Source organism: Pseudomonas fluorescens (genome assembly GCF_041354075.1).
GTDB classification, from domain to species: domain Bacteria; phylum Pseudomonadota; class Gammaproteobacteria; order Pseudomonadales; family Pseudomonadaceae; genus Aquipseudomonas; species Aquipseudomonas fluorescens_CE.
Genome location: NZ_JARZGC010000007.1, coordinates 186,701 through 201,723 on the forward strand (window position 1 = coordinate 186,701; position 15,023 = coordinate 201,723).

Annotated in this window: 13 protein-coding genes; 4 read left to right on the plus strand and 9 right to left on the minus strand. The window is 58.2% G+C overall.

What is annotated here, in order from left to right:
* Window positions 1–134 precede the first annotated feature (134 nt).
* The 4 genes from QIW53_RS11900 to mnmG are packed head-to-tail and all read right to left on the minus strand — an operon-like array spanning window position 135 to window position 4,366.
* A complete protein-coding gene (locus tag QIW53_RS11900) occupies window positions 135–1,007 on the minus strand; it encodes a ParB/RepB/Spo0J family partition protein (RefSeq protein WP_371049811.1) in 873 nt (290 codons plus the stop codon).
* A gap of 9 nt (window positions 1,008–1,016) precedes the next feature.
* Window positions 1,017–1,814: a ParA family protein gene (locus QIW53_RS11905; RefSeq protein WP_371049812.1), complete on the minus strand. Its 798-nt coding sequence runs from the start codon at window positions 1,812–1,814 to the stop codon at window positions 1,017–1,019.
* An 18-nt stretch (window positions 1,815–1,832) separates the two neighbouring features.
* Entirely contained in the window at window positions 1,833–2,477 is a 645-nt protein-coding gene (gene rsmG, locus QIW53_RS11910) for a 16S rRNA (guanine(527)-N(7))-methyltransferase RsmG (protein ID WP_371049813.1), read from the minus strand.
* Window positions 2,474–4,366 (minus strand): tRNA uridine-5-carboxymethylaminomethyl(34) synthesis enzyme MnmG, encoded by a 1,893-nt coding sequence (gene mnmG, locus QIW53_RS11915; protein WP_371049814.1) that lies wholly within the window; start codon window positions 4,364–4,366, stop codon window positions 2,474–2,476. Before mnmG ends, rsmG begins: the two co-directional genes overlap by 4 nt.
* 573 nt (window positions 4,367–4,939) lie before the next feature.
* Here mnmG and QIW53_RS11920 point away from each other — a divergent pair.
* The 3 genes from QIW53_RS11920 (at window position 4,940) to QIW53_RS11930 (ending at window position 8,945) form a co-directional block, all read left to right on the plus strand.
* Complete coding sequence (locus tag QIW53_RS11920) at window positions 4,940–5,446, plus strand: sigma-70 family RNA polymerase sigma factor (protein ID WP_371049815.1); 507 nt, start codon at window positions 4,940–4,942, stop codon at window positions 5,444–5,446.
* Complete coding sequence (locus QIW53_RS11925) at window positions 5,446–6,393, plus strand: FecR domain-containing protein (protein ID WP_371049816.1); 948 nt, start codon at window positions 5,446–5,448, stop codon at window positions 6,391–6,393. Before QIW53_RS11920 ends, QIW53_RS11925 begins: the two co-directional genes overlap by 1 nt.
* Before the next feature lie 155 nt (window positions 6,394–6,548).
* A complete protein-coding gene (locus tag QIW53_RS11930) occupies window positions 6,549–8,945 on the plus strand; it encodes a TonB-dependent siderophore receptor (RefSeq protein ID WP_371049924.1) in 2,397 nt (798 codons plus the stop codon).
* Window positions 8,946–8,987: 42 nt separating this feature from the next.
* On the opposite strand, the gene mnmE is transcribed toward QIW53_RS11930, so the two are convergent.
* The 5 genes from mnmE to rpmH all read right to left on the minus strand — a co-directional run bounded on the left by mnmE (window position 8,988) and on the right by rpmH (window position 12,910).
* Window positions 8,988–10,358: a tRNA uridine-5-carboxymethylaminomethyl(34) synthesis GTPase MnmE gene (gene mnmE / locus QIW53_RS11935; protein ID WP_371049817.1), complete on the minus strand. Its 1,371-nt coding sequence runs from the start codon at window positions 10,356–10,358 to the stop codon at window positions 8,988–8,990.
* A 79-nt stretch (window positions 10,359–10,437) separates the two neighbouring features.
* Entirely contained in the window at window positions 10,438–12,117 is a 1,680-nt protein-coding gene (yidC, locus tag QIW53_RS11940) for a membrane protein insertase YidC (RefSeq protein ID WP_371049818.1), read from the minus strand.
* A 2-nt stretch (window positions 12,118–12,119) separates the two neighbouring features.
* Window positions 12,120–12,365: a membrane protein insertion efficiency factor YidD gene (gene yidD, locus QIW53_RS11945; RefSeq protein ID WP_371049819.1), complete on the minus strand. Its 246-nt coding sequence runs from the start codon at window positions 12,363–12,365 to the stop codon at window positions 12,120–12,122.
* On the minus strand, window positions 12,358–12,759 hold the full coding sequence (gene rnpA, locus QIW53_RS11950; protein WP_371049925.1) for a ribonuclease P protein component: 402 nt from the start codon (window positions 12,757–12,759) through the stop codon (window positions 12,358–12,360). Before rnpA ends, yidD begins: the two co-directional genes overlap by 8 nt.
* Window positions 12,760–12,775: 16 nt before the next feature.
* On the minus strand, window positions 12,776–12,910 hold the full coding sequence (gene rpmH / locus QIW53_RS11955; protein ID WP_003213577.1) for a 50S ribosomal protein L34: 135 nt from the start codon (window positions 12,908–12,910) through the stop codon (window positions 12,776–12,778).
* A gap of 566 nt (window positions 12,911–13,476) precedes the next feature.
* Between rpmH and dnaA the strand changes: the two genes are divergently transcribed.
* A complete protein-coding gene (gene dnaA, locus QIW53_RS11960) occupies window positions 13,477–15,000 on the plus strand; it encodes a chromosomal replication initiator protein DnaA (protein WP_371049820.1) in 1,524 nt (507 codons plus the stop codon).
* Window positions 15,001–15,023 lie beyond the last annotated feature (23 nt).

Sequence of the window (15,023 nt, forward strand, 5' to 3'; positions counted from 1 at the left end):
AGTGGTCGGCTGCCAGAAATCAATAACTTGGCATAATTTGTGCCGACAAAATGCGCGCAGAGTATAGGGGCGGTTCTGCCCCTATTCAACTGTCAGGTAGTGATTTCCGACTGCACGCTACATGAGGAAATGTTTCAGCGAATGTGTGCGAGCACACCCTGAAGCTCATCGAGGGAGTTGTACCCGATCACCAGCTGTCCCTTACCCTTCTTTCCGTGCCTGATCTGCACCGCAGAGCCTAGACGCTCGGCCAGACGCTGCTCGAGTCGGGCGATATCCGGGTCCGGTTTGGCAGGTTCCGCAGGCTCCTGTTTACCACTCAGCCACTGGCGCACCAGTGCCTCGGTCTGGCGTACGGTGAGCCCTCGTGCGACAACGTGTCGCGCCCCTTCAACCTGTTGATTTTCCGGCAAACCAAGCAAAGCACGCGCATGACCCATTTCCAGGTCGCCGTGGGACAGCATGGTCTTGATGACTTCCGGCAATGCGATCAAGCGTAGCAGATTGGCCACGGTCACGCGGGACTTGCCCACCGCTTCGGCAACCTGTTGCTGGGTCAGCTGGAATTCCTGCTGCAAACGCTGCAGGGCGACCGCTTCTTCGATCGGATTGAGGTCTTCGCGCTGGATGTTCTCGATCAGCGCCATGGCGATGGCGGTTTCATCCGGTACATCGCGCACCATGGCCGGAATGGTTTCCTGGCCAGCCTGCTGGCTGGCGCGCCAGCGGCGTTCGCCGGCGATGATTTCAAAGCGTCCGCTGCCGATGGGGCGAACCACGATCGGCTGCATCACACCCTGGGTCTTGATCGACTGCGCCAGTTCTTCCAGCGCCTGCGGATCCATGTCCCGACGTGGCTGGTATTTGCCGCGCTGGATCAGGTCCAGCGGCAGATGCTGCAGCTCACGTTCATCAGCCGTGACCGCTTGCTCTTCCAGCGAGCTGACAGTCGGACCACTGAGCAGTGCATCCAGTCCACGTCCGAGACCTCGTTTCTTGACGGCCATGGGGTTTCCTTAAATTGCCTGGGCAGTGGCGGTGCGTGGATTTTTGCGTTGACGGCGAACCATCTCGCCCGCCAGCGCCAGATAGGCAATGGCGCCCCGCGAAGTCTTGTCGTAAGCCAGCGCCGGCATGCCATAGCTGGGTGCTTCCGCCAGGCGGATGTTGCGCGGAATGACCGTGTCGTACAGCTGGTCGCCGAAATGTTCCTTCAACTGAGCCGACACATCGTTCATCAGGCTCAGGCGCGGGTCGTACATGGTCCGCAAGAGGCCTTCGACTTTCAGGTCAGGGTTGAGCAACTCGGCGATACGCTTGATGTTATCCACAAGGTCGCTCAAGCCTTCAAGCGCAAAGTACTCGCACTGCATGGGGATGATCACCCCGTCAGCGGCGACCAGAGCGTTCAAAGTCAGCATCGACAGCGACGGCGGGCAGTCGATCAAAATGTAGTCGTAATTTTCCCGTACCGGCGCCAGTGCACTGCGCAGGCGGCTTTCCTTCATCTGCATTTCCAGCAGGACCACTTCCGCTGCGGTCAGATCGCGGTTGGCCGGCAACAGCTGGTAACCGCCATGTTCCGAGAAATGCATGGCCTGGGTCAGATCGCATTCGCCGATCAGCAAGTCGTAGACCGAGTTTTCCAGGCCGTGTTTATCCACACCGCTACCCATGGTGGCGTTGCCCTGTGGATCGAGATCGATCAACAGCACCCGTCGCTTGGTGGCGACCAGGGAAGCTGCGAGGTTGATGCAGGTGGTGGTTTTACCCACACCACCTTTCTGGTTCGCTATCGCGAATACCTTAGCCATTCTTGCTTGTGTTCCCAATCATGCCGTGCGGCGCAGTATCAGCAGATGGCGTTGGCCTTGGCAACCGGGTACGGCCAGGGCGTGTTCGCTATCGAGGTGGAAGTCTGCCGGCAATGCTACCAGCTCATCGGCCGGATGAACGCCCTTCATTGCCAGCCAGCGTGTATCGGTATCGCCGAGGTGACGTGTCCAGTTGGTGAAGTTTTCCATGCTGCTGAACGCCCGGGAAATGATCCCGTTGAAGGGTTGGGCAGGCTGGAAGGCTTCGACGCGACTGTGGATAACTTGCAGGTTGTCCAGCTGGAGTTCGAGTTTGACCTGGGTCAGGAAGCGGGTTTTCTTGCCGTTGCTGTCCAGGCAGGTCACCTGCGACTGCGGAAACAGGATGGCCAGTGGAATGCCGGGCATGCCGCCGCCACTGCCAACGTCGAGCCAGCGGCCGTTCTCGATGAACGACATCACGCTCAAGCTATCGAGCAGATGACGCGACACCATTTCGTCCGGATCACGCACGGCAGTCAGGTTGTAGGCCTTGTTCCATTTGATCAACAGGGCCAGGTAACCCAGCAATTGCGCGTGCTGGGCGTCGGTCAGCGTGACACCAAGCTGGCGAGCACCTGTGGATAACTCTTCTGCGTGTTGCGAAGTGACCAACGAACTCAAGCGCTTTGCTCCAACTGACGGCCCGCGCCGCGTTTTTTCAAATGAATCATCAACAGCGAAATGGCCGCCGGGGTTACGCCCGGGATACGCGACGCCTGGCCCAGGGTTTCCGGGCGGGTCGCGCCGAGCTTGCTCTGGATTTCCTTGGATAGACCGGAAATGGCGGTGTAGTCGATATCCACAGGCAATTTCGTGTCTTCACTGGCGCGCAGACGGGCGATTTCATCCTGCTGACGGTCGATGTAGCCAGCGTACTTGGTCTTGATCTCGACCTGTTCGGCGACTTGTGGATCTTCTGCTCCGCCGCCCGTCACTTCGATCAGCCCAGCGTAGTCGATTTCCGGACGGCTCAAGAGGTTCAGCAAATTGTATTCGTGGGTCAGCGGGGTGCCGAATTTTTCGGCAATGGCATCGCCTTGTTCGGTGCCCGGGCGAACCCAGGTGCTTTTCAGCCGCTGCTCTTCCAGCTCGATGCTTTCACGCTTTTTGCAGAAAGCCGCCCAGCGCACATCATCGACCAGGCCCAGCTCGCGACCTTTTTCGGTCAGGCGCAGGTCGGCGTTGTCTTCGCGCAGGATCAGGCGATATTCGGCACGGGACGTGAACATCCGGTAGGGCTCTTGCGTCCCCAGGGTAATCAGGTCGTCGACCAGTACGCCGATGTAGGCTTCATCGCGGCGTGGGCACCAGGCCTCTTTGCCTTGGGCGCGCAGCGCGGCGTTCGCTCCAGCCAGCAGACCCTGGGCCCCGGCTTCTTCGTAACCGGTGGTGCCGTTGATCTGCCCGGCAAAAAACAGACCGCCGATGACTTTGGTTTCCAGGCTGTATTTCAGGTCCCGCGGATCGAAGTAGTCATATTCAATGGCGTAGCCGGGACGAACGATGTGCGCGTTTTCCATGCCGCGGATCGACTGGACGATCTGCAATTGCACGTCGAAGGGCAGCGAGGTCGATATGCCGTTCGGGTAAAGCTCGTTGGTCGTCAGGCCTTCGGGTTCGATGAAGACCTGATGGCTTTCCTTGTCGGCAAAGCGGTGGATCTTGTCTTCGATCGACGGGCAGTAACGTGGGCCGATACCTTCGATCACCCCGGAATACATGGGCGACCGATCGAGGTTGGCCGCAATGATTTCGTGGGTACGGGCGTTGGTGTGGGTGATCCAGCAACTGATCTGCCGTGGATGCAGTTCCTTGGAGCCCATGAACGACATGACCGGGATCGGCGTGTCGCCGGCTTGTTCGGTCATGACCGAGAAATCCACGGATCGTGCGTCGATACGCGGTGGCGTACCGGTTTTCAGCCGACCCACACGCAATGGAAGCTCGCGCAGGCGGTGCGCGAGTGCGATCGACGGCGGATCGCCGGCGCGACCGCCGGAAAAATTCTGCATCCCTATGTGGATAAGTCCACCGAGGAAAGTACCGGTAGTCAACACCACCGAGTCGGCGAAGAACCGCAGTCCCATCTGGGTGACGACACCCCGGACCTGCTCCTGCTCGACGAGCAGATCATCGGCGGCCTGTTGAAATATCCACAGGTTCGGCTGGTTTTCCAGAATCTCGCGGACAGCGGCCTTGTAGAGAACGCGGTCAGCCTGGGCGCGGGTTGCGCGCACGGCGGGGCCTTTACGGCTGTTCAATACGCGGAACTGGATACCGCCTTTATCAGTGGCCAGGGCCATCGCACCGCCGAGGGCGTCGATCTCCTTGACCAGGTGGCTCTTGCCGATCCCGCCGATGGCAGGGTTGCAGCTCATGGCACCGAGGGTTTCCACGTTATGCGTCAGCAGCAGGGTTTTTGCCCCCATGCGTGCTGAGGCCAGTGCTGCCTCGGTACCGGCATGACCGCCGCCGATGACGATCACTTCAAAACGGGAAGGGAAATCCACCACGCACCTCGTGCCTGCTTAAGTAGGTAATTCAGGAATAGTTTGGGCTCAGGTTTTCGGACCTGGTCGACAAGTATAGGGACTTCGCCTTCTCTAAAGAACCCTTTGCACAAAATTTAACCAGCTGTGGAGAAGTCGAGGTTATAGAAATTAAAAAGAGAGAAATTTATTAAATCTTTGTTTTTATGTTTATTTCTAGTGCCCCTCCTTTCTGTGGATAAATCGCTGAAAGCCTTTATATTCAATGTGTACAGAGATTCAAAACCCTGTGCTCATGTGGCAAGGAGCCCCTTGGATAAGCGGTGTAAGCCTGTGGATTAAAGTGTTGGTTATCCACAGATACGGTTATGTTCAGGTTTGAGGCCCTGTTATCAACCGTGCTCAGACACGGTTATTCACAGGGCTTAATCCACAGAAAACAGTGGTATGGGATGAAATTTCCCGCACGACTACGCATCCGCACGTGCCTGGATGAAGGAAATCGATGTACAGAGGATAAAGAGAGGGATTGTGAGGAGCCGTAACAAAAGCTAATAATAGCTATTATCATTAAGCCATTCCCTCCCCCTTTCTATGTCGATGCCATCCCACACCGCAGCAGTCGAGCGAATTTACGTGCAGCACCATTCGTGGCTGCATGCATGGTTGAAGGGGAAACTGAGTGACGCCTGCGATGCGGCCGATATTGCGCACGATACGTTCGTGCGCATTCTGGGTTCCCGTGACGCCAGCCAGATCCGTGAACCCCGGGATTACCTGGCAACGGTGGCAAGAGGGTTGGTGATCGACCGCTATCGTCGACGCGCCATCGAGTCGGCGTACCTGGAAACCCTGGCGGCACGACCCGAAGCCACCGCGATCAGCGAGGAAGACAAGGCGTTGATCATCGAAACCCTGGTCGCTGTGGATAAGGCTTTGGCAAATCTCGGCGCCCGCGCCCAGAGAATCTTTATGTTGTCGCAAATCGAAGGGCTGACTTATCAACAGATCGCCGAACAGTTGAAGGTGTCCCTGACGACCGTGAAAAAGCACATGATCCGCGCCTTGACCGAGTGCTCGCTGATCATGGCGACGCGCTGATGTCCGCCGCGCCGGATCGCAAAGTGTTCGAGGCCGCTGCCACCTGGTATGTGCAATTCCAGGCCGAACCGCCAACGGCCGCTCAGCGACAGGCCTGGCAGCATTGGGTCGAGAGCAGCCCTGCGCATCTGGCGGCCTGGAACCAGGTGGAGCAGGTCCAGCGTCATCTCGGCGGCGTGCCCCGGGACCTGTCCAGACGCGCGTTGTCCTCGACGCAACAGCGCCGCCAGGTACTGAAACTGCTCCTGCTGGTGGCCGGCACCGGTTATGTTGGCTGGAATGTTCAGCAACACACCTCTCTGGGCAACGTCTGGGCCGATTACCGGACCCAAGTTGGCCAACGCCGCAAAATCGAACTCGCCGACGGCAGTCAGATTCACCTCAATACCGGTACCGCCATCGATGTGCTGTTCGATGCCGGGCAGCGATTGATTCGATTGCGCGAGGGGGAAATCCTCGTGCGTACGGGCAAGCCCGGTGACCCGCGACCCTTTTTCGTCGAGACCCGTGAAGGCCGGATCCAGGCCCTGGGCACGCGCTTCTCGGTGCGACAACTGTCGGGGGCCTCGCGCATCGGCGTGCTCGAAGATCGGGTCAGCGTCCTGCCGGGCGAGCAACCGGACCATGGGCGCCTTTTGGTGGCGGGCGAAGGCGCGGACTTCGACAGTTATGGCGTCGGTGCCGTTCACCCCTATCGCTCGACGGAAACAGCCTGGATCAACGGCCAATTGATTGTCCTCGACGCTCGACTCGGGGAGGTCATCAGCGAGCTGGGCCGCTACCGCCCCGGGATTTTGCATTGCGATGAACGTGCGGCGCGGCTTCGCGTATCCGGCACCTTTCGCCTGGATTCAACGGATGCCGTGCTGGCCAACCTTCAAGCTTCATTGCCCGTCAGCGTCCGATATTTCACGCGCTACTGGGTGTCGATCAAGCCGGTTGGCTGAGCCGGATCGTGCCGGCAGAAAAAATTCGTTGCAGGGGGTTATCTTTTTTTCCCCTGTAACGGCCCTACAGGTAATCGCGGTTTCACGCGGCATTCGCCACCTTCAGGGCTTTCCTACTCATGCGACATTTCCATAAGCGTTTCACTTCCCATTGCATGGCCTGCAGTTTGCTGGCAACGAGCGCCGTCACTGGCGTCATGGTCGCGGCTCCCCATGTCATGGCCGCCGACGCAACGCAGCGTTACGCCATAGCCGCCGGGGCCCTGGACAAAGCCCTGAGTCAATTTGCTTCGGTGGCCAACGTCATCCTGTCGTTCTCCCCGCAGCAGACCGCCAACCTGCGTACCCAGGGGCTGTCGGGCAACTACTCGGTAGAACAGGGCTTTTCGATACTGTTGCAGGGCTCCGGATTGCAGGCGGTTCCGCAAGCGCCCGGCAGTTACATCCTGCAATCGGTACCCGACGCCGGACCGTTGGTGCTGGGCACCACCAACATCAACGGCCAGCAGCCAAACGAGATGAACCTGGATTACGCCGCCGACACCGGTTACAAGGCGAACAACAGCCGCATTGGCACCAAGACCAGCACGCCGCTGTCGGAAACGCCGCGTTCGATCTCGGTGGTCACCGCCCAGCGCATGAAAGATCAGAAATCCCAAACCCTCACCGAAGTCCTGGGTTACGTACCCGGCATCTTCGCTCCACCTTTCGCGGCCGGCGACAGCCTGGCCGGCGACCTGTTCTTCATTCGTGGTTTCAACGCGACGGATTATGGTTATGGCCTGTTGCGCGATGGCCTGCGCGTTCAAGGCAACCGTTACGACACCACCACGGAACCCTATGGTCTGGAGCGGGTTGAGGTATTCCGCGGTCCCTCTTCCCTGCTTTACGGCGAAAACGCGCCAGGCGGGCTGGTCAACCTGGTCAGCAAGCGCCCGACCGCTGCCCCCCAGGGAGAAGTGCAACTGAGCTATGGTTCGAACAATCGACGTCAGCTGGGCGTCGATGTCTCGGGCCCCTTGACCGACAACGGAAACGTGCTGGGCCGTGTGGTGATGCTGGGCCGCAACTCGGACACTCAGACTGAACATGTGCCGGACGACCGGATCTACATCGCCCCTTCGCTGACGTTGAACTTCGATGAGTTCAACACGCTGACCCTGCTGGCCAACTACCAGAAGGACCACACCAACATGGAGCTCGGCCTGCCGGCGGCCGGCACCCTGTTGAAGAACCCCAACGGCAAGCTGTCCAAGGACACGATGCTGGGCGACCCGGACTGGAACACTTTCGAACGGGAAACCTGGAGCGCCGGTTACGAATTCAGCCATAGCTTCAACGATGACTGGCAGTTCCGGCAGAACTCGCGCTACATGCAGTCACGCATCACCCGTCATGAAACCTGGCCAGGCAACCTGAACAACGGCGGTTTTGGCACCCGCCTGAACGTGACCGCTTACGATCGCTTCAACAAGGCGATGGTGTATTCGCTGGATAACCAGCTGGAAGGCAAATTCCAGTTGGGCGAGTTGCAGAACACGGTGCTGTTTGGGGGCAGTTTTGATCGCACCTCATTCAACCAGGACTGGAACGCAGGGCTGGTCGGTCCTATCGATATCTACAACCCGGTTTACCTGCGAGATCCGACAACCCCGATCGCGGTGCAGAACACGTTGCTGGAACAGAAGATGAAAGGTGTTTATGCACAGATCCAGAGCAAGTACGACCACTGGTTGTTCCTCCTGGGCGGGCGCCAGGACTGGGTCGACAGCGATTTTCGCGACAAGGTGGCCAGCGCGGGCAACATCGGTTCCGAAGACAAGAAGTTCACCTACCAGGGCGGCGTGATGTACCAGTTCGACAATGGCCTTACGCCTTATGTCAGCTACTCCACGGCGTTTGTCCCGGTACAGCAGATTTCCAACTCGGGACGGCCGCTGGACCCGATCACCAGCAGCCAGTATGAAGTGGGCCTCAAGTATGAGCCGGTCGGTTGGGACACCGCGTTCACCGCCTCGGTGTATGACCTGCGCAAGAAAGACGACACCTATTTTGATGCCACCACCTCGACCTATCGCCAAGTGGGTGAAAGCCGTTCCAAAGGGGTGGAACTCGAACTCAACAGCAACCTGACGCCGAACCTGAATGTCACGGCGGCCTACACCTACACGGATGCACGGATCACCAAGGACGCCGCCACCTCGCTGGTGAAGGATCACCAGATGACCGGCGTCCCGCGTAACCAGGCGTCGGTCTGGGCCAAATATCGCTTTCTCGAAAGCAGCCTGAAAGGACTGTATGTGGGCGGTGGTGTGCGCCACTTCGACAGTGCCTTCGCGTATACCGCGCCATCCCTGTACGGAAAGCTCGATGCCGGCGATGTGACGTTGGTGGATGCGGCGATCGGTTACCAGATCGATCGAAACTGGAGCGTCGACCTGAATGCCAAGAACCTGTTCGACAAGGAATACGTATCAGGCTGTAACGATGCTGGCCGTTGCTACTGGGGTGAAGACCGTACTCTTCTGGGCACGGTTTCCTACAACTGGTAAAACGAAAGAGCGCTGTGGATAAGTTGTCCACAGCGCTCGTCATCATTTACCGATGCAGAAACTGGAAAAGATTCTCCCGAGCAGATCATCGGAGCTGAAAGCGCCGGTGATTTCGCCCAGCGATTGCTGAGCGACACGCAGGTCCTCGGCCAGCAATTCCCCCGCCCCCGCCAACGTCAGTTGGGATCGACCGTGCTCGAGCGCATCACTGGCGTGACGCAGGGCCTCGAGGTGACGCCGGCGAGCACTGAAGCTGCTTTCCGCCGTCTGCTCGTAACCCATGCAGGCCTTCAGGTGTTCACGCAGCAACTCCAGGCCCATCCCGGCAGACTTGGCACTGAGGCTGATTGTGACGTGGCCATCTTCACTGACATCCAGAGCGATCGTTTCCCCCGTCAAGTCGGCCTTGTTGCGGATCAGCGTGACTTTCGCCGGATCCGGGCGGGTTTCGAGGAACTCCGGCCACAACGCGAAAGGGTCCAGCGCTTCGGGTGCGGTGGCGTCCACCACCAGCAGCACGCGATCGGCTTCGCCAATGGCTTTCAAGGCGCGCTCTACGCCAATCTTTTCCACATGATCATCGGTATCGCGCAGACCGGCGGTGTCGACCACGTGCAGGGGCATGCCATCAATGTGGATATGTTCACGCAGGACGTCCCGGGTGGTACCGGCAATCTCGGTCACGATGGCCGCCTCCCGGCCGGCCAGCGCATTGAGCAAGCTGGATTTACCGGCGTTGGGTCGGCCGGCGATCACCACGGTCATGCCATCGCGGAGCAAGGCGCCCTGCCCGGCTTCGCGCAGGACTGTGGATAACTCGTCGCGGACCTTGTCGAGCATGCTCAACACATGGCCATCGGCCAGAAAATCGATTTCCTCTTCCGGGAAATCGATCGCCGCCTCGACGTAGATGCGCAGGCTGATCAGTTGTTCGGTGAGGTGATGCACACGCGCCGAAAAAGCCCCCTGCAGCGAACGCAGCGCGTTGCGGGCAGCCTGTGCGGAGCTGGCCTCGATCAGGTCGGCGATGGCTTCGGCCTGAGCCAGGTCGAGCTTGTCGTTGAGGAACGCCCGCTCGCTGAATTCGCCCGGCCGCGCCAGTCGACAACCCAGGTGCAGGCTGCGCTGCAGCAACATATCCAGAACGACCGGTCCGCCGTGCCCCTGCAACTCCAGCACATCTTCGCCGGTAAACGAGTTCGGCCCCGGGAAATACAGGGCGATGCCCTGATCCAGGACCTCGTCGTTTTCGCCCAGGAACGGTCCGTAGTGAGCAAAACGCGGCTTGAGTTCGCGACCGCTGAAAGCCTTGGCCGCCACGCTGGCCAAAGGCCCGGAAAGACGCACGATGCCAACACCACCACGCCCTTGAGCAGTGGCAACGGCGGCAATGGTTTCACGAGGAACGCTCATAAACCGGTATCCAGACAAAAGTGACGAAAAGCAAAACGCCCCACTAGGGGGCGTTTTGAGTGGTTATCCACAGTGTAAATCAGGCAGCCGCTTTGGTAGCCGCTTCGATTTTACGAGTGATATACCACTGTTGGGCGATCGACAGGCAGTTGTTCACTACCCAGTACAGTACCAGACCCGCCGGGAACCACAGGAAGAAGAACGTGAAGATGATTGGCATCATTTTCATGACCTTGGCCTGCATCGGATCCGGAGGCGTCGGGTTCAACTGCTGCTGGATGAACATGGTCGCGCCCATGATGATCGGCAGGATGAAGAACGGATCCTTGATCGACAGGTCGGTAATCCACAGCATGAACGGCGCCTGGCGCATTTCAACGCTTTCCAGCAGAACCCAGTACAGCGAAAGGAATACCGGCATCTGCACGAGGATTGGCAAGCAACCACCCAGCGGATTGATCTTCTCTTTCTTGTACAGCTCCATCATGGCTTGCGACATTTTCTGCCGGTCATCGCCGTGCTGCTCTTTCAGGGCAGCCAGTTTCGGCGCAACGGCACGCATGCGGGCCATGGATTTGTAGCTGGCGGCCGACAGCGGGAAGAAGATCCCTTTGATCAGCATGGTCAGGAAGATGATCGACCAGCCCCAGTTACCCACAATCGCGTGGATGTGTTGCAGCAACCAGAAGATCGGCTGAGCAATGAACCACAGAATGCCGTAGTCGACGGTCAGTTCCAGGCCTGGGGATAACTCTTTGAGCACCGCCTGACTTTTCGGACCGGCGTAGAGGATGGCACTGGTTTCAGCCTTGGCACCCGGAGCAACGGTCAGCGAAGGACCGGTGTAACCGATGATGTAGTTGCCCTTGCTGTCCTTGCGGGTCTGGACGACGTTGTTTTCGCCCTTCGCCGGAATCCACGCGGTCACGAAGTAGTGTTGCAGCCAGGCAACCCAACCACCGCTGACGGTTTCCTTCAACTGAGCCTTGTCCATGTCCTTCATCGACACTTTCTTGTACGGCTCGGAACTTGTCCACAGGGCGGCGCCCAGGTAAGTCGCGGTCCCGGTGGCAGTGCTGGAAGAAGGATCGGAGCTGGCGTCACGCTTCAATTGCGCGAACATTGCACCCGACCATGGCTGGGCGCTTTCGTTGTCGATCAGATAGGTGACAGTCACGTCGTACAGGCCACGTTTCAGGGTGAAACGCTTGATGTAGTTGACGCCGTCCTTGCTGAACTTCAGGTCCACGACCAATTGGTCCTGACCGTCAGCCAGTTGATAAACCTTCTTCTCCGACGAGTAAACCGGACGACCGGCCGGGTTTGCATCCGGACCGTTGGTGCCGATCAGGCCACTTTGGGCCAGATAAGTCCGCTCGTTGCCGTTATCGAACAACTGGAACGGGATGTCCGGATGGTCTTGGCGACGCGGATACAGCGGCAGCGTCAACTGGGCAACATCACCACCCTGTGGATCGATAGCCAGGTTGAGCACATCCGTTTTGATCTGGATGAGATCCTTGCTGACAGCCACCGGTGTTTCAGCGGGTGCCGTGGTATCGCTTGCGGCGCGGGGAATGTCGTCACTGACAGTAGCATTATTGCCAGTGGCCGTATCCGGGAGGCCCGGTGCGGTCGTGCTGGATGCAACATTCTGAGTCGGCAGGGCAGCCTGGCCATAATCCTGGTTCCATTTAAGAACCAGAACGTAGGACACGATTGCCAGGGCGACGATCAGGATCGTGCGTTTGATATCCATGATTACTCGGCCATCGAAGAAGAACGGGAGGTAGGGATAGGTGGAACCGGGTCATAACCACCGGGACTCCACGGGTGACAGCGACCTAAACGACGAAAGGTCAGCCAGCCACCGCGCAGAAGGCCATGATTTTCGATGGCTTCCAACGCGTAGCAGGAACAACTGGGGTAGAAACGACAGTGACTGGCCATCAGAGGACTAATGGCGTAGCGATAAAACTGGATCGGAACGAGTGCCAGTTTACGCATCGGGACTGTCTACCCCTACAGTTTCGGTGTTGACTGCTGGTACTGGCTTGCTGCGCGCCAGACGCTTCCAGAGCTTGCCGAAATGCTGAATCAATTCGGGGTTTTCTACATCACCCAAACCTTTGCGCGCGACGATAACGATGTCCCAACCGACCAGGGCGTCCTGGTTCAGACGGAACGATTCGCGCATCAGACGTTTGAGGCGATTGCGCTCAACAGAGAGCTTTACGCTCTTTTTCCCGATAACCAGCCCTAGACGGGGGTGATCAAGATCGTTGTTGCGCGCAAGGAGCAGGAGATTTTTCCCCGGAACCTTGCCGGTAGGGGAGTCAAAGACTGCCTTGAAATGCCGGGGTGTAAGCAGACGCTTTTCCCGACTGAAGTCCTGACTCACCTGCAGTGCCGGATTATCAAACTGCCAGACGCGCACGACCTTTGGCGCGACGACGCGACAGGACGGCACGACCGTTCTTGGTAGCCATGCGAGCACGGAAACCGTGGGTACGAGCGCGTTTGATAGTGCTTGGTTGGAAAGTACGTTTCATGTCGTGTTACCTGGTTCGTCCACAACGGGCCGGAATGGCCCCCGTTTTAAGAGACCGGGGATTCTAGAGAAAGCAAGCCTCTAGGTCAATTTCCAACCAGCGTTTCCTTATAAATAGATCTCCAGCGATCACCGCTCGCCGTCAGCGCCGGGCAAATATAAAAATAAGAAAGGAAAGTATTTAAAGCTTTTCTGTAAAGCTTATAGAAGCTTAGGCAGCCGTTATCTGTGGATAACCATCAGCAGGCCTTATGAAACGTGATGTACAGAGAATGACAACTACCGTGGAAAACCGTGTTCAGCCTGTGCTGCAGGGTCGGATAAGCTGTGCGCGAAAGGGTCACTTATCCACAGATGGTTTATCCACCGAGTTTTCCCTCGGGTTGTGCAATGATCTCAAGGTCGGTTATCCACAGAGCTTATGCACAGACCGCTGGTCGTCTTTTTTGCGTATAAAACGTTGATTCTTCGTGCCACGCGAACAACCTTCGTGTGGATAAGTCCGCGTCTGCTCGCTACAATGGCCGCTTGTTTTTGCCTCACCGGCTTTCAACTTAGGGGATGTCCGTGTCAGTGGAACTTTGGCAGCAGTGCGTGGAGCTTTTGCGCGATGAGCTGCCTGCCCAACAATTCAACACTTGGATCCGTCCACTACAGGTCGAAGCCGAAGGCGACGAGTTGCGCGTCTATGCGCCCAATCGCTTTGTTCTCGACTGGGTCAATGAAAAGTACCTGGGTCGTGTCCTCGAACTGCTGGATGAGCATGGCAATGGCCTGGCGCCTGCGCTTTCCTTGTTAATAGGCAGCAAACGCAGTTCGGCCCCTCGTGCGGCACCGAATGCACCGCTGGCCGCCGCCGCGTCCCAGGCGCAGGCCGCGCAAGCGCCGGCCAGTGCTCCGGCCCCGGTGTCTGCTCCGGCAGCTACGCCAAAGCCGTCCACCCAGAATGTGGCGCACGTCGATGAAGAACCCTCGCGGGACAGCTTCGACCCGATGGCCGGCGCAAGTTCGCAACAGGCTCCGGTACGTTCCGAACAGAGAACCGTGCAGGTTGAAGGTGCGCTCAAGCACACCAGCTACCTGAACCGCACGTTCACCTTCGAGAACTTCGTCGAGGGCAAGTCCAACCAACTGGCGCGGGCAGCCGCCTGGCAGGTGGCCGACAACCCCAAGCATGGCTACAACCCGCTCTTCCTTTATGGCGGTGTCGGCCTGGGTAAGACCCACTTGATGCACGCGGTGGGTAATCACCTGCTGAAGAAGAACCCGAATGCCAAGGTCGTTTACCTGCATTCCGAGCGTTTCGTGGCCGACATGGTCAAGGCGCTGCAACTGAACGCCATCAACGAGTTCAAGCGCTTCTACCGTTCGGTGGATGCATTGCTGATCGATGACATTCAATTCTTCGCCCGCAAGGAACGCTCCCAGGAAGAGTTCTTCCACACCTTCAACGCGCTGCTCGAAGGCGGTCAGCAGGTCATTCTCACCAGTGACCGCTACCCCAAGGAAATCGAAGGTCTGGAAGAACGCCTGAAATCGCGCTTCGGCTGGGGCCTGACAGTGGCCGTCGAGCCACCGGAGCTGGAAACCCGCGTCGCGATCCTGATGAAAAAAGCCGACCAGGCCAAAGTCGATCTGCCTCACGATGCGGCGTTTTTCATTGCCCAGCGGATTCGCTCCAACGTCCGCGAGCTGGAAGGTGCGCTCAAACGCGTCATCGCTCACTCGCACTTCATGGGGCGAGATATCACCATCGAGCTGATTCGCGAATCCCTGAAGGACCTGCTGGCGCTGCAAGACAAGCTGGTCTCTGTGGATAACATTCAGCGCACTGTCGCTGAGTATTACAAGATCAAGATTTCCGACCTGCTGTCCAAGCGTCGTTCACGCTCGGTCGCACGTCCGCGTCAGGTTGCCATGGCGTTGTCCAAGGAGTTGACTAACCACAGCCTGCCGGAAATTGGCGATGTGTTTGGCGGCCGCGACCACACCACGGTTTTGCACGCCTGTCGCAAGATCAACGAGCTCAAGGAATCCGACGCGGACATCCGCGAGGACTACAAGAACCTGCTGCGTACACTGACCACTTGATGAACTCCAGCGCAGCTTATTAA